The sequence below is a fragment of the Photorhabdus tasmaniensis genome (assembly GCF_011189505.1).
GTDB lineage: Bacteria > Pseudomonadota > Gammaproteobacteria > Enterobacterales > Enterobacteriaceae > Photorhabdus > Photorhabdus tasmaniensis.
Genome location: NZ_PUJU01000070.1, coordinates 1 through 21,098 on the forward strand (window position 1 = coordinate 1; position 21,098 = coordinate 21,098).

Sequence of the window (21,098 nt, forward strand, 5' to 3'; positions counted from 1 at the left end):
GTGACGTTCACGCAGGATTTTTTCCACAATTTCCGGTACCGACATCTTTTGATAAATCGCGAATTGGTGGCTTCGTGACAACAGGGCCAGTCGCGGCTCCAGGGTCACTTCGTAATGGCTTTCATCCAACGAGGTGGACAACAGTTTAAATCCACTGATCACGCCGTAGATTGTGCGCAACGGTGCCGGCGGTATCACCGGCATGCCTCGAATTCCCGGATTAATCGCAGGCGATGTCAGGGTAAACGCGGCGTCCCGCATCAGCATCTGCGCCGGTTTGATATCCTTCACCGGGCTGGTGAATTCAATGGCGTAACGAAAAGGCTGGCTTAAGAATTCCTGCCCGCTAAATGCCACCACATCCAGTGGCGCGGTATTTTTCCACACGTTCAGTTTGTAGCGGCTGTGATCAAAGATGATCGCCGGGGTTGTGTTGTTCATCATTTTCTCCTGCTTGCTACTCAGTCGCTTCAAGTACGCTACCGCCCATAGCCGTGTACCGAGGCCCATAAGGTGATAATTTGTATTTCAGCGGCAACTCAACTTTTTTCTGCGCACCACCAGTGTGTATATCTAATTTGATATTAATACGCGCTTTAGTGGGCTCTTTTTGAAAACGCCGCATCACCAGTAATTCCTTAAAAAATAAAGATGGAGTGAATGGCATGATGGCCATGCCATTATGCACCTCAGAAACAAAAAACCGGATTCAGATATTTAAAAGCAGGCAGATAACCAGACAACAAATAAGAGAAAACCGACAACGCCTGTGCCAATAAATAAATGAATTTACCAGACAAGCCATTTCCTAGGAAAAGGCGATTTTCCAAACAGTTTTATATAAAAGCAAGACATTTTTTATCCTATAGCACTTTTCGTACAAGATAAATCAGTCATAAGAACTGATCTATGGCAGAAAAAACACATAACATATAAACATAACCTAAACGACATGGCGTTTTTTTAAAAAAAATATTGCATTTATTTTCATAAGGTGATATCGGGTTATCTGTTTTATTATTAATAGGGCAATTTAGCTCAGCGATATATTAATATTTTATTACTTATCAATTAGTTATGAAAAAACCTCACACACCAAAAGTCATTTTTATATTCACAACATATATAAGCCACGTACTTAGTAGAAGAAGTAAAAAAGAAATCATTATCAGTCAGGTTAATGCGAATGAGAATAAATTCTATGATGCATAATATGTATGATGGGAATAGTCAGAAACAATGGATTAATAAGGATATTATTAGTGATGTTTTTGCAAAATATCTACTATACTGTGGCTCAGATAAAGCGATATATTCATCTTCACAGCACACTGAATAGTAATAATAATGATGAAAGTATAAGAACTCTGTAAATAAGGGATAATTTGCTTTTCTAAATAGAGCAATACCCTCCATGCTTCTTAATCGGTTTAACAATTAGCGCATTTACTTGGGAAGAAGTGTCCGGCCATTATATACGTCTTTAACCGGACAACATCCGCCGTCAATAATCGCTTGCTATTCCTGCAATATCACCGATATTACACCGCCTCCATTTCACAATTCATTGCCAACGCCATGCTTAAGGTTTTAGCCAAAATGGTTTTATTTTCACTGTCCTCCATCAGGCTAAAGTGGTCGCCCGGTACAGAGGTGAGCTGGAGCGAAGAATCAGGCACGACCTGCTTCCAGCCTAACGACGGTTCCATACTCAAGGAGGGCAATGTGGCTTCCGTCACGAAAGGGATCTGCGGATAAGACTCCATCGCATAGAACTGGTGGAGCGTTATCGCCAAGGCTTGTGGTTCATATTCTTTGACCATTTGCACATAATTTCCCATCTGTTCCCAACGTTTTGCGATTAAGTCAGGACGCAGATTTGCCGGGTATAATTCCAGTTCCTGCGCCGCAGCAATAAATTGCACCAAATTCAGTTTATCGATTCTCTGATGCAATACCGCAATCTCCTCTTCATGTTCCCCACCCGACTGTTTTGCCAGTTCGGCAAGAAACTGGAGTTTCGGTTGAATGACCTGCTGCTTGAAGCAGTGAGGGGCAGGCGTATCAATCAAACCCAGGAAATCGACGGTCTCACCGGCGTTCAACAGTTGCTGGGCAATGGCATAAGCCAATACACCACCAGAAGAGTAACCGTAGATCCGGTATCGGCCTTCCGGTTGAACCACCTTCATGAAGGTGATCATTTTGGCGGCCAACGCTTCAATCGTTGATACCTGTTCCTCGTTGATGGACGGCCAGGGCAAGGCATAAATCGGATAGTCTGACTGAATATGTTGAGCCAGTCCGAAGACATAAGAATAATCATCCATGCCGCTAGGCACAAAGAATAGCGGCGGTTCCATGCCGTCAGGTCGCACGGGTATCGCACTGCTTTGCGGCTGAGACAATGGATCCAATGTGATTTTTGATACCAGTTCAGCCAGCACAGGGTATTGGAATAGATTATTCAATGTACACATCAAACCCCGACCTGCGGCGAGGTTTATCATCCGCATGGCCAGCAGCGAATGTCCACCCAATGCAAAGAAATTGTCATACCGGCCTATTTGCTCAACTTCCAGCAATTCACGCCAGATAGCCGCTAATGCGATCTCAACTTCCCCTTGCGGCGCTTCATAGGCTTGATGAGCAAACGCATTCTGATCAGGTTCCGGCAGTGCCCGGCGATCCAACTTGCCGTTAGCGGTCAGCGGGAATGCGTCCAGACGGACAAAAGCCGCCGGTACCATGTAGTCAGGCACCCGTGCTCTCAGATGGCTGTACAAACAGGTCGCCAATCCATCATCCGCTGGTGCCGCCACATAAGCCACCAGCCGTTTATTCTGCCCGTCACCCAGAGCCAGTACGATAGCCTCACGTACCGCCGGGAACTCCGTCAGCCGGGCTTCGATCTCACCCGGTTCAATACGGAATCCCCGGATTTTAACTTGCTGGTCGTTACGGCCAATAAATACCAGGTTGCCATCCGGCAAGTAGCGGGCCAAATCCCCGGTTCGGTACATCCGTGCATCCGGTGTCTGACTAAACGGGTCAGTCAGGAAACGTTCAGCGGTCAGGTCAGGACGATTGAGATAGCCACGCGCGACACCATCACCACCAAGATATAATTCCCCTACCGCTCCCAATGGGGCTGGCTGGCCGCAGGCATCCAGCAGATAAACACAGGTGTTGGCCGTCGGACGTCCGATGGGAATTAATGTATCTGTATAATCTGCCGGACAACGCCAGGTGGTGGCACATACCGTGATTTCTGTCGGGCCATAAGCATTGAACAGCGTGGCCCGGCCACGCAGTGCCTGGAGCAGCGCCGCACTGGGCGCTTCTCCACCCAGTATCAATGTTGGTCTTATGGTTATTTCCGGTAAATCGGCACCATCCCGCAGCAGAGCCGGTGTCAGGCAGGCGTGAGTCACCGCCTGTGCTTCCAGATAATGCCAAAGGCGCAGCGGATCCTGACGAACCGTGTCGGCAGGAATGTCCAGAGTGGCACCACCACACAATGCCATCATGATTTCCCAGACACTGGCATCGAAACCAAATGAAGCAAATTGCAGCATCCGGCTATGGGAATGAATGTCAAACTGGCTGATTTTATCCCGGATAAGGTTGACCAACCCACGATGTTCAACCATCACCCCTTTCGGCATCCCGGTCGAGCCGGAAGTATAAATCACATAGGCCAGATGCCGTGAAGTTAACACAGGAACCTGCGGGTTGTTGTCCGGCTGGTCAGGTAGAGTATTCGGGTCAAGTACGGTTAATTTCCCAAGCGCTTCTTCACCCAGTGCGGCACACCCGGTATTATCCGCCAGCACCACCGATGGGGTAGCATCATTGAGCATGTAAGCCAGACGATCACCCGGATAAGCCGGATCCAGCGGCACGTAGGCACCACCCGCTTTCAGTACTGCCAATAGCCCGGCAATCCTTGATGGTGAACGCTTCACACAAATCGCCACCCGTTGATCAGGCTGCACACCCAGTGCAATTAATTGATGAGCCAGCCGGTTGGCACTGGCGTTCAGTTCCGCATAACTGAGGGTTTGTTCTTCATAGATCAACGCCGTGGCATCAGGGGTTTTCTCCACTTGTTGTTCAAACAGTTGATGAATGCACCGTTGGTCAGGATACGCTGTTTCAGTGGCGTTCCAGATTTTCAGCAGCAAATTCCGCTCTGCTTTAGGCAGGATTTCCAGCATCCGCACCGGCGTTTCCGGGGCCTGTTCCAGTGCCTCCACCAAACTTTCCAGCGCCTGTTGCATATAACCACACACTCGCTCCGGGTCAAATGGCTGGGCAATTTGCGCGGTTAAACCCAACGCTTCACTAAAATCTTCCACTGACAGCGTAAACGGATAGTTGGTCCGCTCCTGTGCGCCAAGGAATTCAACACCGTCCATGATTTCATTCGAAGCCGTCGGCAATGCATTGTGCCGGTAGTTCAGCAAGGTACTGAACAGTGGAGTTCCACCCTGTACCCCACTGCAACGTTGAGCCAGCGCCAGTGATGCATGTTCATGCGTCAGTAGCCCCGCCAGCCGGCTATGTGCCGCCTGTACACTGTCCTGTACCGGCGTGTCATTTATATCCAGCCGCAGCGGTAAGGTATTGATAAACAGTCCCATACCATTATCAGCCCCTTCCCCTGCCGCCATGCGCCCGAACAGTACGGTACCGAACACCACTTGTTGTTGTCCGCTGGTTCGTGATAATACCTGCGCCCAGGCCAAATGACACAAGGCGGCCAGGCTCACGCCCAGACGCCGGGCCTGCCCGCGTAAGCGGTCATTCAGCTCTGCGGTCAACATCCGGTGCGATTCTGTCATTTGCGAGCCATCATGACGTACTTCGGTCAATCCGAATGGCAATGTGGGTTCATCCACTCCAGCCAACATGCCGGTAAAGAAGCGAACATGCTGCTCCTGACTCACTCCCAGCCGGGCTTGTGCCACCAGATTGCGGAAAGGTGCCGGCGCAGGTAGATTGCTTTCCTGTCCACCAAGATAGGCCTGAACTTCGTTGCTCATCACTTCCAGCGCGGTATGGTCACCAATCAGATGATGCATCAGTTGCAGGACAATCCAGCGGCCATCGGTCTCCGGTGCCACGACAAAGCGCAACAACGGCGCTTGTCCCAAATCAATCCGATGCTGGCGCGGATCAAAATGTCGCGATAACTGGTCACTGACCGGCCCGTCAGCCGGATCCAGCGTCAGTTCAATCACCGACAATCGCACTTGACGGCAAACCACCTGAGCAGGAGCCGATAATCCTTCCCAGATAAAAGCAGTACGCAGGATGTCATGGCGGTTAATCACCTGTTGAACCGCCGCCAGATAACGATCCAACAAAGGCCGATCAGCGAAAGCCATCTGACCAGCCAGCAAATAGGGGTCACCTTCGTTTGCCAATAGATGATGGAACAAAATACCGTCCTGTAACGGCGATAATGCATAGATATCCTGAATATTACTGATCCCACCCGGAACTTGCCCGACGATGTGATCAATCTCAGATTGAGTGAGATCAATCAGCGGTAACATTTCCGGTGTCAACACCGTTGTTGCCGGTGTAATAACGTTGGCCGGTACGACTGTGGTTTGATCCAACCTCAATGTTTGAGCCAGTTCAGCCAGCACCGGCGATTGGAACAGATCACGGATTGCCAGCGTTAAACCCACATTACGCAAGCGTTCAACCATCCGCACAGCGAGCAATGAATGGCCGCCCAAGGCAAAGAAGCTGTCATACCGGCCTATCTGCTCAACACCCAGTAATTCACGCCAGATAGCCGCCAGTGTGGTTTCTGTTTCCCCTTGCGGCGGCGTGTAAATCTGACGGGCAAAAGCATCCTCTCCCGGTGCCGGGAGCGCCCGGCGATCCAGTTTGCCGTTAGGCGTCAGCGGGAATGCATCCAAACGCACAAAGGCCGCCGGCACCATGTAGTCAGGCAATGACGCGCTCAGATGTTCACGCAGACGGTTAACCAGCCCGTCATCCGCTTCTGCCACCACATAGGCAATCAGACGTTTATCCTGCCCATCACCCAGCGCCAATACCAATGCTTCGCGTACTGCGGAATATTCTGTCAGTCGAACTTCGATTTCCCCCGGTTCAATCCGAAAACCCCGGATTTTAATCTGCTGGTCGTTGCGGCCAATAAAGACCAGATTGCCATCCGGCAGATAGCGAACCAAATCCCCGGAGCGATACATCCTTGCATTGGCGGCGTCACTAAACGGATCAGCAAGGAAACGTTCGCCGGTCAGTTCAGGGCGATTAAGATAGCCGCGAGCCACACCAGCACCACCAATATACAGCTCACCCACCGCTCCCAAAGGCACCGGCTGACTAAGGGCATCCAGCAGATAAACACGGGTATTGGCCGTCGGACGTCCAATAGGAATGGATCCATCCTGATAGTCTGATGGATAACGCCAGGCGGTGGCGCAAACGGTGATTTCTGTCGGGCCATAGGCATTGAATACCGTTGCCCGGCCACTCAGTGCCTGGAGCAAAGCCACACTGGGAACCTCACCGCCCAGTATTAATGTCGGTTTGATGGTCATCGCCGGTAAATCAGCGCCATCCCGCAACAGGGCGGGAGTCAAACAAGCGTGCGTCACCGATTGCGCTTCCAGATAATGCCAGAGGCGGCGCGGATCCTGACGAACAGCATCGTCAGGGATCGCTAGGCTGGCACCACTGCCTAATGTCATCATAATTTCCCAGACACTGGCATCGAAACCAAATGAAGCAAATTGCAACATCCGGCTATAGGAATGGATGCCAAACTGGGCGATTTTATCCCGGATAAGGTTGACCAGCCCACCATGTTCAACCATCACCCCTTTCGGGGTACCAGTCGAACCAGAGGTGTAAATCACATAGGCCAGATGACGGGAAGTCAATGCCGATATTTGTGGGTTGCTGTCCGGCTGATCAGGTAATGAATTTGGATCAAGCACCGTCTGCTCGGAAAGCATTTGCTCATTTAGTGCTGAACGTCCGGTATTATCTGCCAACAAAATAGCCGGTGCCGCATCGGTCAAAATATGGGCCAGACGTTCACCCGGATAGGCCGGATCCAACGGTACGTAAGCACCACCCGCTTTCAATACTGCCAACAGCCCGACTATCCGCGCTGGTGAGCTTGCCACACAAATCGCCACCCGTTGATCCGGCGCGACGCCCAGTGCGATAAGCTGGTGGGCCAGCCGGTTGGCGCGCGTGTTCAATTCCGCATAGCTGAGGGATTGGTTTTCATCTACCAACGCGGTGGCATCCGGGGTTTTCTCCACCTGTTGCTCGAACAGATGATGAATACATAATCGGTCAGAATACGGTGCTTCGGTTGCATTCCAGGTTTTCAGCAATAATGTTCGTTCTGTTTCCGGCAGGATTTCTAACGTCTGTACCGGCGTTTCCGGCGCCTGTTCAAGCGCCGCCACCAAACTTTCCAGCGCCTGTTGCATATAACCGCATATCCTTTCCGGATCAAATGGTTGTACTACCTGAGCAGTCAGCCCCAGATCGGAACCCCCATCCTCTACCGACAACACAAACGGGTAGTTGGTCCGCTCTTGTGCGCCAAGGAATTCAATACCGCTGATGATTTCATCCGGCGTGACCGGCTGGGTATTATGTCGGTAATTCAACAGCGCATTGAACAACGGTGTCCCACTGGCTACCCCACTGCAACGTTGAGCCAGCGCCAGTGAGGCATGTTCATGGGCCAGCAAACCCGCCAATCGGGTATGGGCAGACTGTACACTCTCCCGCACCGGGGTTTCATCCATATCCAACCGCAACGGCAAGGTATTAATAAACAGTCCCATGCCATTGTCCGCGCCCTCGCCAGCCTGCATACGCCCAAACAACACCGTGCCAAATACCACTTGCTTCTGACCACTGGTACGCGACAACACCTGCGCCCAGGCCAAATGACACAGCGCCGCCACACTGACGCCCAAACGTCGGGCCTGATGACGCAGACGGTTATTCAGTGCAAGCGTCAGCATTCTGTGCGATTCCGTCACCTGTGAGCCGTCATGATGAACTTCCGTCAATCCGAACGGCAACGTCGGCTCATCCACCGCCGCCAGCATATCGGTAAAGAAACGGGTATGCTCTGGCTGGCTGGAACCCAACCGGGCCTGCGCCACCAGATGACGGAAAGGTGTCGAAGCCGGCAAGCGGTTTCCCCGTCCGGTAAGATACGCCTGCACTTCGCTGTTCATCACTTCCAGCGTGGTATGGTCGCCAATCAGGTGATGCAACAGTTGCAGCAGGATCCAGCGGCCATCAGTATCCTGTGCCATGACAAAGCGCAACAACGGTGCCTGACTCAGGTCAATACGATGCCGGCGTGGGTCAAAACGTTGGGCCAGTTGGTCACTGATCGATCCGTCAGCCGGATTGAGTGTCAATTCTGTGATGAATAAGGGAACCTGACGACAAACCACCTGAGCCGGAGCTGATAATCCCTCCCAGATAAAAGCGGTACGCAGAATATCATGGCGGTCAACCACCTGTTGAACTGCGGCCAGATAACGGTCCAGCAAAGACCGATCCGCAAAAGCCTGTTGGGTTATCAGCAGATAAGGATCGCCTTCGTTTGCCAGCAAATGGTGGAATAAAATGCCATCCTGTAGCGGTGACAAGGTATAGATATCCTGAATGTTGGCAATCCCGCCCGGGACCTGCTCAATAATGCGGTCAATCTCAGGCTGCGTCAGATCAATCAACGGTAACATTTCTGGCGTCAGCGTAATAGTATCCGATGTAATACGGTTGTCAGGTACCGGGATTTCATGATGTTGAGCCAGAGACTGAGCCAAGACACTGAGTATCGGATGCTGGAATAACGTTTGAACCGATACGCCCAGCCCCCTATGCCGCAAATGTTCAATCATCCGCACAGCGAGCAACGAGTGACCACCCAACGCAAAGAAGCTGTCGTGCCGGCTAATCTGCTCAACCTCCAGCAATTCACTCCAGATAGTGGCGAGCACGCTCTCAATTTCCCCTTGCGGCGCTTCGTAAACCTGACGGGCAAAGGCGTGTTGATCCGGTGCCGGCAACGCTCGACGATCCAATTTACCGTTCGGAGTCAACGGAAAAATATCCAGACGCACAAAAGCCGCCGGTACCATATAATCAGGTAAAATATCACTCAGGTGTTCACGTAGACTGGCGGCTAGTCCGTTATCCGCTTCTGCCACCACATTATTTGCCACTACATAGGCAACTAAACGCTTATTCTGACCGTCACCCAACGCCAGTACCAACGCTTCACTCACCGCCGGATGTTCGGTCAGATGCGCCTCTATTTCCCCCGGCTCAATACGGAAACCACGGATTTTAACCTGCTGGTCATTACGACCGGCAAACACCAGATTGCCGTCCGGCAGGTAACGGGCTAAATCCCCGCTGCGATACATCCGGGCATCCGTTTCGTTACTAAACGGATCAACGAGGAAACGTTCGGCGGTCAGATCAGGGCGATTGAGATAACCACGCGCTACACCGATACCGCCAATATATAACTCACCTACCGTGCCCAACGGTACCGGTTGACCGTGTTTGTCCAACAGATAGACACGTTTGTTGACTGTCGGGCTACCGATGGGAATTAATCCCCCCGTATAGTCTGACGGGCAATTCCAGATGGTGGCGCAAACCGTGATTTCCGTCGGGCCATAAGCGTTGAACAAATTGGCCCGACCACACAATGTCTGGAACAGGGTGGTAGCTGGCGCTTCTCCTGCGAAGATTAATGTGGGCTTGATGGTTATCGCTGGCAAACCGGCACCATCGTGGAGCATGGCCGGTGTCAGGCAGGCGTGCGTCACAGCATGTTCTTCCAGGTAATGCCAGAGACGGTGCGAGTCTTGCCGGACTGTTTCAGTCGGAATAACCAACATGGCTCCACTGCTCAATGCCATCATGATTTCCCAGACACTGGCATCGAAGCCAAATGAGGCAAACTGCAACATCCGGCTGGTTACATCAACATCAAACCGGGCAATTAGTTCCACCGTCAGGTTAACCACACTCTGATGTTCTATCATCACCCCTTTCGGTCTCCCCGTAGAGCCGGAAGTGTAAATCACATACGCCAGATGCCGTGATGTCAGGTTAGGCACCTGCGGGTTGCTGTCCGGCTGATCCGGCAGGATATTTGGATCAAGCACGGTTAGCGTCGCCAAAGCCTCTTCACCCAGTGCCGCCCGTCCAATATTATCCGCCAGCAAAATAGCTGGCGCAGCATCAGTGAGCAGATAAGCCAGACGTTCACCCGGATAAGCCGGATCCAATGGCACATAAGCCCCGCCCGCTTTCAACACCGCCAGCAATCCCACGATTCTCTCCAGTGATCGTGTCACACAAATGGCTACGGGTTGGTCCGGTATTACGCCTAATGCAATCAGTTGATGAGCCAACCGGTTAGCACGAGCATTCAGTTCAGCATAGTTGAGCGTCTGGTTTTCATACCTTACCGCTATGGCATCCGGGGTCTTCTCCATCTGTTGCTCAACCAACTGATGAACACACAATTGTTCAGGATACGGCGCTGCGGTCGCATTCCAGGTTTTCAGCAATAATGTCCGCTCAGTGGATGACAAAATATCCACGGTCGTGACGGATTGTTGAGGATGGTTCACCATCGCCCGCAATAGAGCCAGCAAATAGCCGACCTGCCTTTCAATCGTTTCAGGGTCGAACAGGGCAGAAGCATAATTCAGTTCCCCAACAACCTCACCCGCCTTCTCCGTCAATTCCAGTTGCAGATCGAATTTAGCAATATCATATCCCTGTACCACTGGTGTCACCGCTAATCCCGGTAGCTGCCACTCTTCTGTATCACTCTCCTGCCAAGCGAACATCACCTGAAATAGCGGGGTATGTTCTGGTCTGCGGGGCGGTTGGACGATCTCAACCACCTGTTCGAAAGGCAGATCCTGATGTTCCTGTGCGCCCAGTGTCGTCTGCCGCACACGCCGGAGCAGCGTGACCACATCCGGTGTATCGGACAAATCAATGCGCAATGCCAGCGTATTGACAAAGAATCCGATCAGCGGCTCAATTTCCCGCCGGTTGCGGTTGGCACTCGGTATGCCAATCACCAGATCATCCTGCCCGGACAGGCGCGACAACAGCGCGGCCCAAGCAGTCAGTAATGTCATAAATAATGTGGCACCGTGCTGTTGTCCCAACTGTTTCAGGGCCTGCACCAACCGGGCATCAATCTGTACCGGTACCCGACCACCGGTAAATGATTGCTGGGATGGACGGGGCCGATCTGTCGGCAATTCCAGCAATACCGGCGCATCCACCAGCGTACGGCACCAGTAATCACCCTGTGCCTGTAAGCCCTGACCGGAGAACGCCTTACGCTGCCACGCGGCGTAATCAGGATATTGAATCGCCAGCGGCGGCAACGGATCAGGCTGCTCATTCAAACAGGCCGAATAAAGCGAGCCCAATTCTGTTTGAAGTATTTCTAAAGACCAGCCGTCAGAAACAATGTGATGCTGAGTCAGCAAGAAAACGTAATCCTCGTCGGCCCGTTGTATCAGTGCGCAACGGATTAAGGGACCGCAGGCAAGATCAAACGGCGTTTCGGCTTCCTGTGCACACAGGCGCTTAAGTTGCTCATCCCCTTTAGCCGCTTTACGCAGATCGTATTTTTTCACCGGCAAACCAAATTCCGCAGGCAACAGTTCAACCTGAGGCTGACCATCAACCGTGATAAAGACCGAACGCAGCGCTTCGTGGCGGGCAAACAGACGATTCAATGCCTGTTGCCAGGCAGGAAGGTTAAGCTGCCCCTGTAAACGCCAGGCCAGCGGAATATGATAGGTATCACTGACACCATCAAACTGCGCCAGGAACCACAGACGCTGTTGAGCAAATGACAGCGGTAAAGCGCTATCACGGGATACAGGAATAATCTCAGACAATCTATCCCGTCCCTCATTGCGTTGGACGCTGATCCTCTCCGCAAAGGCCGCAAGCGACGGTGAGGTAAATAAGGCAACCAGCGGCAGCTCAACACCGAAAGCGGCGATACGATTCATGACCCGTACCGCCAACAGTGAATGACCACCCAACGCAAAGAAGTTGTCATACCGGCCTATCTGCTCGATACCTAATAATTCACGCCAGATAGCCGCCAATGCAGTTTCTATCTCCCCTTGTGGTGCTGCGTAAACCTGACGGGCAAAGGCATGTTGATCCGGCACCGGCAGCGCCCGGCGATCTAGCTTGCCGTTTGGCGTCAACGGGAAGGCGTCCAGACGCACAAAAGCCGCCGGCACCATATAATCAGGCAAAACAGCACTCAGATATTCACGCAAACGGGCAGCCAATCCGTTATCTTCTTCCGCCACAATATAAGCGACCAAACGTTTGTCCTGCCCGTCATCTAGCGCCAGCACCCACGCTTCGCGCACCGCAGGATACTCTGTCAACCGGGCTTCGATTTCACCCGGTTCAATCCGGAATCCACGGATTTTAACCTGCTGGTCATTACGGCCAACAAACACCAGATTGCCATCCGGCAAATAACGGGCCAAATCCCCGCTGCGATACATTCTCGCATCAGTTGCATCACTAAACGGGTCAGCCAGGAAACGTTCGTCAGTCAGGTCAGGGAGATTGAGATAGCCGCGCGTCATACCGGCACCACCAATATACAACTCCCCCACTGCCCCCAATGGCACTGGCTGCCCGTAGTCATCCAGCAGATAAATCCGGGTATTCGCCGTCGGACGCCCAATAGGCACCAAGGCATCGGTATAGTTTGACGGACAACACCAGTGAGTGGCACACACGGTAATTTCTGTCGGGCCATAGGCATTGAACAGCGTGGCCTGACGGCTCAATGTCTGGAGTAACGCCGGGCTGGGCGCTTCACCGCCCAGTATTACGGTCGGCTTTATCGTCAGCGCCGGTAAATCAGCCCCATCCCGCAGCAGAGCCGGAGTCAAACACGCGTGCGTTACTGCCTGTTCTTCCAGATAATGCCAGAGGCGGTGCGGATCCTGACGAACCGTGTCGTCCGGAATAGCCAAACTCGCGCCACCAGTCAGTGCCATCATGGTTTCCCAAACACTGGCATCGAAACCAAATGAAGCGAACTGCAACACTCGGTTACCGGAATGAATACCAAACTGGATAATTTTATCCCGAATAAGATTGACCAACCCACGATGTTCAACCATCACCCCTTTGGGCACGCCGGTAGAACCGGAGGTGTAAATCACATAGGCCAGATGACGGGAAGTCAACGCCGGTACTTGCGGGTTGCTGTCCGGTTGATCAGGCAAGGTATGCGGATCAAGCAGAGTCAGCCCGGCCAGCGCTTCCTCGTCCAACGCTAGCCGTCCGGTCTGATCAGCCAATATTATTGAGGGAGCCGCATCATTCAGAATATGCGCCAGACGTTCCCCCGGATAAGCCGGGTCCAGCGGCACATAAGCGCCACCGGCTTTCAGCACCGCCAATAACCCCATCACCCGCGCCGGTGAGCTTGCCATGCAGATCGCTATCCGCTGATCCGGCACGACTCCCAGTGCAATCAGTTGATGGGCCAGCCGGTTGGCATTAGCATTCAATTCGGCATAGCTCAGGGTCTGTCCTTCATACACCAACGCTGTGGCGTCAGGCGTTTTTTCTACCTGTTGTTCAATCAACTGATGAATGCATAACTGCTCAGGATACGGGGTTGCGGTCGCGTTCCAGGTTTCCAGCAATAATGTTCGTTCAGTTTCAGGCAGAATGTTCAGTGTCCGTACCGGCGTTTCCGGTGCCTGCTCCAGCGCCTCTGCCAGACTGACCAACGCCTGCTGCATATAATTGCACACTCGATCCGGATCAAACGGCGGTACCACCTGCGCCGTTAACCCTAAATTAGCACCGCCATCCTCCACCGACAGCACAAACGGGTAGTTGGTCCGCTCCTGTTCGCCCAAGAATTCAATACCCGGCACAGTCTCATGCGGGATCAGCGGCTGCTCATTATGCCGGTAGTTCAATAGGGCGCTAAACAGCGGCGTACCGCCCGCTACCCCACTACAACGCTGGGCCAGCGCCAGTGAAGCATGTTCATAATCCAGTAAGCCGGCCAGCCGGGACTGTGCCAGCCGTACACTGTCATGCACCGGTGTGTCATCCATATCCAGTCGCAGCGGCAAGGTATTGATAAACAGCCCCATGCCGCTATCAGCCCCTTCCCCCGCCGCCATGCGCCCAAACAGTACCGTGCCGAACACCACTTTCTTCTGCCCGCTGGTCTGCGACAGCACCTGCGCCCACGCCAAATGACACAATGTTGCCACACTGACGCCCAGACGTTTTGCCTGCTGACGAAGGCGGTGGTTTAACGCCGGCGATAACATCCGGTACGATTGTGTGACCTGCGAACCATCACGATGCACTTCGGTCAGGCCAAACGGCAGCGTCGGTTCATCCACATCAGCCAGCATGTCGGTAAAGAAGCGGGTATGCTCTGCCTGATTGACATCCAGCCGGGCTTGCGCCACCAGATTGCGGAAGGGAACCGGTACCGGTAAGTTGTCATCCTGTCCGGCAAGACAGACCTGTACTTCGCGGTGCATCACTTCCATTGTCGTATGGTCGCCAATCAAGTGATGCTGCAATTGCAGCACATGCCAGCGGCCATCGGTCTCCTGCGCCACCACAAAGCGCAACAATGGGGCCTGACTCAGATCAAAACGATACTGACGTGGGTCAAAACAGTGAGACAGTTGCTCGCCAACCGGCCCGTCAGCCGGGTTCAAGGTCAGTTCAGTGACCGATAAAGGTGCCTGACGCCAGACCACCTGCGCCGGTGCAGATAATCCCTGCCAGATAAACGCGGTCCGCAAGATGTCATGGCGATCAACCACCTGTTGCATCGCCGCCAGATAGCGGTCCAGCAGCACCCGGTCAGCAAAAATCATCGGATAGGCCAGCAGATAGGGGTCACCTTCCTTCGCCAGCAGATGATGGAACAAGATACCGTCCTGCAACGGCGACAAGGCGTAGATATCCTGAACATTAGCAATCCCGCCCGGCACCTGTTCAACAATGTGGTCAATTTCAAGCTGAGTCAGATCAATCAGCGGCAACATCTCCGGCGTCAACGCCATGGTTGCTAATGTGATGATATTGGGCGGCATCACGACAGCCTGATGTTGCTCCAATGTCTGGGCCAGTTCTGACAACACCGGGCACTGGAACAGGTTACGGGCGGCCAGAGTCAATCCGAGGCTACGCAGACGTTCAATCATCCGTACGCCGAGCAGAGAATGACCGCCCAGTGCAAAGAAGCTGTCATGCCGGCTAATTCGCTCAATACCCAGTAATTCGCACCAAAGGGCCGCCAGAACACTCTCCCTCTCTCCTAGCGGCGCTGCATAAACCTGACGGGCGAAAGCGTCCTCCCCCGGTGCCGGCAACGCCCGGCGATCCAATTTACCATTCGGCGTTAATGGGAATTCATCCAGACGCACAAAGGCCGCCGGGACCATATAATCCGGCAACCGCGCACTCAGGTATTCACGCAGGCGAACGGCCAATCCGTCATTCTCTTGGGTCAGCACATAGGCAACCAGTTGTTTGTCCTGTCCCTCCCCTAACGCCAGCACCACTGCTTCACGTATTGCCGGATATTCCACCAGCCGGGCCTCAATTTCCCCCGGTTCAATGCGGAAACCGCGGATTTTCACCTGCTGATCGTTACGGCCCAGGAATTCCAGATTGCCGTCCGGCAGGTAACGGGCCAAATCCCCGGTCCGGTACATACGCGCATTCGGTTTATCGCTAAACGGATCTGTCAGAAAGCATTCAGCGGTCAATTCAGGACGATTGAGATAACCGCAAGCCACCCCGTCGCCACCAACATAAATTTCACCGGTCATCCCCAACGGCACCGGCTGACCATCAGCATCCAGCAAATAAACCCGGGTGTTGGCAATGGGGCGACCAATAGGGATGGAAGTCGTGCCCGACGTTAACGGGTCAATACGGTAGATCGTGGTAAACGTGGTTCCCTCACTTGGACCATAAGCATTCAATAGCTGTTGTGGCGGGCTCTTACGCAGCACTTGAGCAATGACATGCGGATCGAGGACATCCCCCCCGACCAGCAACATTTTAAGTTGAGGTAGCACCGGAGACAGCTCCGCCGCCAGTCGGTTAAACAGCCCGACGCTCAACCACAGAACAGTAACCCGATGTACCTGTAACAATTGTGCAAAATCCGGCGGTGTCAACAACGTAGTGTGGTCGATAACCACCAGCGCAGCACCGTTGAGCAACGGGGCCCAAACTTCGAAGGTGCTGGCATCGAAAGCCGGGTTAGCGGCGAAGGCAATTCGATCATTGGGTTCGATGTCGGCATAACCATTATTGATGACCAGACGGACTACAGCCCGGTGAGGCACAATGACCCCTTTTGGTGTACCCGTCGAACCGGAGGTGTACATGATATACGCCGGCTCGACACTGGAACCTAATAAATCGAGATTGCCACTGCCTTCTTCCCGGATTGGTTCTGTCTCGGGGGTAAGACGGAGACGCGGAATAACTAAGCCAACCGGGATCTCTGTCTGCCTATCAGTCAGCAGCAACTTGGCGGCACAATCGTTTATCAGCCAGCTTTTCCGCTCATTCGGTACATTGGGATCAACAGGGACATAAACCGCCCCAGCCTTAAGGATAGCCAGCTGAGACACGACCAGTTCAACTGAACGTTCCAACAGGATCGCCACATGGTCATCCGGGCAAATCCCCTGCTCAATCAGTTGACAGGCCAGCTGGTTGGCAAGGGCATTCAGTTCCGCATAGCTCAGTGTCTTATTTCCCGCAATTAATGCCGTGGCTGCCGGGGTTTTCTCTACCTGTTGCTCAAACAACTGATGAATACATAACCGGTCAGGATAGGCTGTTTCCGTTGCGTTCCAGGTTTCCAGCAACAATGTACGTTCAACCTCAGATAACACATTGAATTTTCGGTCAGATATGTCATTACCCACCTTTTCTGACGACATATTTACCAACGCCGTTTCAAGGGCACTTTCTTTTCTAGTCATACTCTCTTCCATCTACTGACGACCTCAACGAATCTGTTAGCTATTTGAAAACTGTCATTCCCAACAACCATCACCCATGTTTTTCTTTTATTTTTTGGAGAAATAACAACAAGCACGCCAGGCATCGGAAAATACTCAGGCAATATTTTCTCTCAGGCGCGGGATGTTATAGTCCGGTTAATAACTGCATAATTAACAATTATGTGACGATAATTTCCCAGATAGCGGAATAAATGGTTCATTTGATGAACCAGAAGAAGATATTCCATTTTTTTCCCGTTTTTTAGATACGCGTCTTTGATCTACCGCAATGTTTTATTAACTGACGCCGAATTCCATAACCAAATAAAAATGGATCTACTGAATATATTCACTGGCATGAGCGCTAAGTCCTTGCTGTATTTCGTCCATTTAGTATTAATATCTGATTGAAATTATTTCAGATAAAATTAGGTATTTATAAGTATCAACACCCTCCAACAACCAAGGAATAGAAAAAACAATAAAAACATTATTTATCATTATGTTACAATAAACACATGCATATTCCCCCATATAAAACGTAAACTAACTTCACTACATATTATTTTATAATAATCAAATTACACAACTAATGTAAACGCTAATTATATTTAACACCGGAATGAAATAATTTCAAATAAATACCAATTTACGTATATATTTATCTATAATAATACGAAAATATAATCAATATAAAAATTAACGTTATTTAATAACTAAATAAATCATTTCCAATTAAAAACAAATTATTTGGATATTATTACAAGATAATAAGATCACATAATTAATTACTTATTCAAATATGTTATTAAATTCCATCAACGGAAAAACGCGCTACCCGGAATTATAGCTTCCAGCCAAAATTTATAAATGATCAGCACGTTAATCTGATAAAGGTTGGCATACAAATTAACTATTCCTACTGTGCCAGTCGCGAATCGAATGCGAAATCGATTCCCTTTTATCAACAGGGTGATTTTTTACCGGCTGATCCCAGCCATCATTCTCACCTTGAAATGTGGCTTCCCATTCAAACCTGTATAGAGATTGCCAACACCTTGCCGTAAGTCTTTGTCCAATAGGCTGTGCCGGCTTAGAGCCCCTGTCTGGTCGTCAGTTTTATTCATTTATGCCGGTCTGCTGCGTCTGTATGAATATTTTTCTATAAACAGAGGGGGTCATGCCCGTATTTTTAACAAAGGCCCTGCGCATCACATCGCTGCTTTTGTATCCACAAACTCCCGGTATTGCCTTGAGCGGAAGCCTGCCTGCTTCAAGTAACATTCGCGCTTTCTCAATACGTGCATTCTCCAGCCACACTCCTGCCTTCATATTGAGCTCCTGGCGGAACAGGCGTCCCAGATGCCTGATGCTCAGGTTCATGTGGGTGGCCATGTCCTGTAGGCCACTTATGTCCTGTAGGTTTGCCTGCGCCCAACGTTGCAAATCCTGAAAAGCAGCTCTCCCGGATAGGGATAACTGACTCCTGCGGATAAAGTGTCCCTGACAGACTGGTCGCCTAAAAAACATGACGAGACTTGCTGCCACCTCCATCGCAAGCTCGCGGCCCAGATCCTCTTCAACCAGCCGGAGCGCCAGATCCAGCCCGGATGTCACCCCCGCGGCAGTTCGCAGCGGTCCATCCGCCACATAGAACATGTCCGGTTCAACCGTGATTTCGGGAAAACGCATCGCGAGCAGTTCAGCACACTCCCAGTGGGTTGTCACCCGACGCTGTTTCAGCAATCCGGTCTGCGCCAGCAGCAGGGCACCAGTACAGACGGAGCCGTAACGCTGACTGCGATGACACATTTCGATGATTGCAGCGCACTCCTGTTCTGAAAGGGTATGGTTATGCGCATCCGGCGCGCCAGCCACAAGAAACGTGTCTGCCAAGTGGTTGGCGGTATGGCTCAAAATCACATCGGCCATCAGCCTAACGCCTGAAGAGGAAGTGATGATGTCTGAACCGGTCGCCATCACACTCAGGGAATAGACCTGCCGGTGCAATATGCGATTCGCCTCAGCGAACACATCCAGAGGGCCTGAGACATCGAGCAGCTGAACGTTAGGCACAGCCAGTATGGTGATGTTGTGAATCATTGCTTTGCAGAAGTCTTATTTAATCTTAATGTCCTGAATCATCGTTATAAGTTAATTCAGGACGAGTGTCATGTGTTTTATGCTTACCTTCACTCAATCAACCGGAGACAGCATATGAATTTTTCAATTAATAGTGTGAGTATTCCTGATACCCAAATAACCCGTGACACAACCACGTTCATCCGCGATACAGAATCTGACCTGCTTTTTCATCATTCGAGTCGTGTTTACTACTGGGGGGCACTTGCAGGTCAGCGTCTTGGGCTTAACGTGGACCATGAACTGCTCTATGTCGGATGTATGTTTCATGACATCGGCCTGACACATGAGCACTGTAGCTGTGACAAACGTTTCGAGGTTGACGGAGCGAATGCGGCGAAACATTTCCTGCAAGGATATGGCATCGCTCAGGCTGATATTGATAAAGTCTGGACGGCGATTGCCTTGCATACCACGCCGGGTATTCCGGAGTTTATGGCACCCGAAATTGCGCTCGTCACTGCTGGCGTTGAAATGGACGTGTTGGGCATCAATTACGAAGCGTTCAGCGATAGTGAGCGCAGTGCTGTTGTACAGCAACACCCACGCACTGACCGCTTCAAGGAAGATATCATTCAAGCTTTTTATGACGGCATCAAGGACAAGTCCCAGATAACGTTAGGTGACTTCAATACGGATGTCAGACAGGATAAAGAACCTGGACTTGTTCCCCTCAATATCTGTCACATAATCCGCAATTCCCGCTGGAGGGGCTAAGTGCCCTGCGGTGGCAGCTGGAGGATAACCTGCGACTCTTAAGTGTAGGTTATCCGTTTTGAAGCGGTGTCCTATCCATTTCCCCCTAATCTCAAACGTTCGTTTCATTTTCAATGAGAATTTAGCGGGAAAATTCCGCAGTTTTGTTAAATTGATATTTGGGTTTTATCGTTTTTCCTGTATTTGATTTTTCAGGTTTAAAGCCAGAGAGGGTAATAGATATACCAATAGTATTAAAATCAAAGCCCATTTCTTTAATCATTTTTAATACTGCTAAATGCTATTTTTTCACTATGCGGTCAATCCTGTTAAATGTTTTAATCTAATCCCATGTTTTGTTATTTGGTTAACTCTGTCATCTTATTAATCCGTTTAAAACCCATTTTTCATGATGTTTTCTCTATTCACTTTTAAAAGGCATTAATCACTGCTTTTAGCTAACCTGCCCTGATCATTTAAAAATGCAAATGAAAAGGTATTAAAGCTTTTGGTTTTTATATCAAGGGCGGATTTAACTCAGTAAATGCAATTTTTTAGCCGCGGATTTAATGGCATTTAAGCGAAAATGATTAACCGTTAAAAGAGAGTTGAAAAGAAATCTGCATGTGAAAGAATATTATCCGAATAGACGGGTATTTAAGTGCTGAAAAAGGAAGTGATTATCGGAAAAACAGAAAGGGATATTTTTATATTATCAGGTTATCTATTTTCTGATTTATGAAGATAAAATAAAGGGGGGTGATTGATTAAAAACGGCGGATAAAACAGCGTTGGTAAAGATAAAAAGTGGAGAGATTTAGGGTTTGTTAAACGTAAAACATGATAGCGGATGATGATTAAATGTAATAAAAAGCAGGCGTTAAAAGGGGTAGAAAAACGGTTAAAACTTTATACCGATTAAAACCTCCAGATTGGACAGCACCACTTTTTGGGCTGAAATAGGCTATTTTTGCCCATCCCCCGATAGGTTCAAAGTTACTTTTCAAGCCCTTCCACTGTTTATGACTTTAATCTGTAAATAATGTCGTCAGGTCAACCGACTTGACGAACTCACCAACGCTAAATGTTGTCGCTATGTCATTAAACTCAAATCGA

General features: G+C 50.7%; 6 protein-coding genes and 1 pseudogene. 1 reads left to right on the plus strand and 6 read right to left on the minus strand.

The window, feature by feature from the left end; all coding sequences use genetic code 11:
• The 5 genes and pseudogenes from C5471_RS21135 to C5471_RS21155 form a co-directional block, all read right to left on the minus strand.
• Window positions 1–441, minus strand: a 441-nt coding sequence (locus tag C5471_RS21135) for a contractile injection system protein, VgrG/Pvc8 family (RefSeq protein ID WP_278250184.1), incomplete at its 3' end; no start/stop codon positions are given.
• A gap of 85 nt (window positions 442–526) precedes the next feature.
• Window positions 527–625 (minus strand): annotated as a pseudogene (locus tag C5471_RS21140) (type VI secretion system contractile sheath small subunit); the annotation flags it as partial.
• Window positions 626–1,541: 916 nt separating this feature from the next.
• Entirely contained in the window at window positions 1,542–17,123 is a 15,582-nt protein-coding gene (locus tag C5471_RS21145; RefSeq protein ID WP_422630933.1) for an amino acid adenylation domain-containing protein, read from the minus strand.
• Between the two features lie 1,001 nt (window positions 17,124–18,124).
• Window positions 18,125–18,271, minus strand: coding sequence for a hypothetical protein (locus C5471_RS21150; protein WP_166296364.1), 147 nt, complete (start codon window positions 18,269–18,271; stop codon window positions 18,125–18,127).
• Entirely contained in the window at window positions 18,264–19,247 is a 984-nt protein-coding gene (locus tag C5471_RS21155; protein ID WP_133814743.1) for a GlxA family transcriptional regulator, read from the minus strand. Before C5471_RS21155 ends, C5471_RS21150 begins: the two co-directional genes overlap by 8 nt.
• Before the next feature lie 114 nt (window positions 19,248–19,361).
• On the opposite strand from C5471_RS21155, the gene C5471_RS21160 reads away from it, so the two are divergent.
• On the plus strand, window positions 19,362–20,003 hold the full coding sequence (locus C5471_RS21160) for an HD domain-containing protein (RefSeq protein WP_133814995.1): 642 nt from the start codon (window positions 19,362–19,364) through the stop codon (window positions 20,001–20,003).
• A 121-nt stretch (window positions 20,004–20,124) separates the two neighbouring features.
• Here C5471_RS21160 and C5471_RS21165 read toward each other — a convergent pair whose 3' ends face one another.
• The gene (locus C5471_RS21165; RefSeq protein ID WP_166296367.1) at window positions 20,125–20,265 is read right to left on the minus strand and encodes a hypothetical protein; all 141 of its coding nucleotides are present in this window, start codon (window positions 20,263–20,265) and stop codon (window positions 20,125–20,127) included.
• Window positions 20,266–21,098 lie beyond the last annotated feature (833 nt).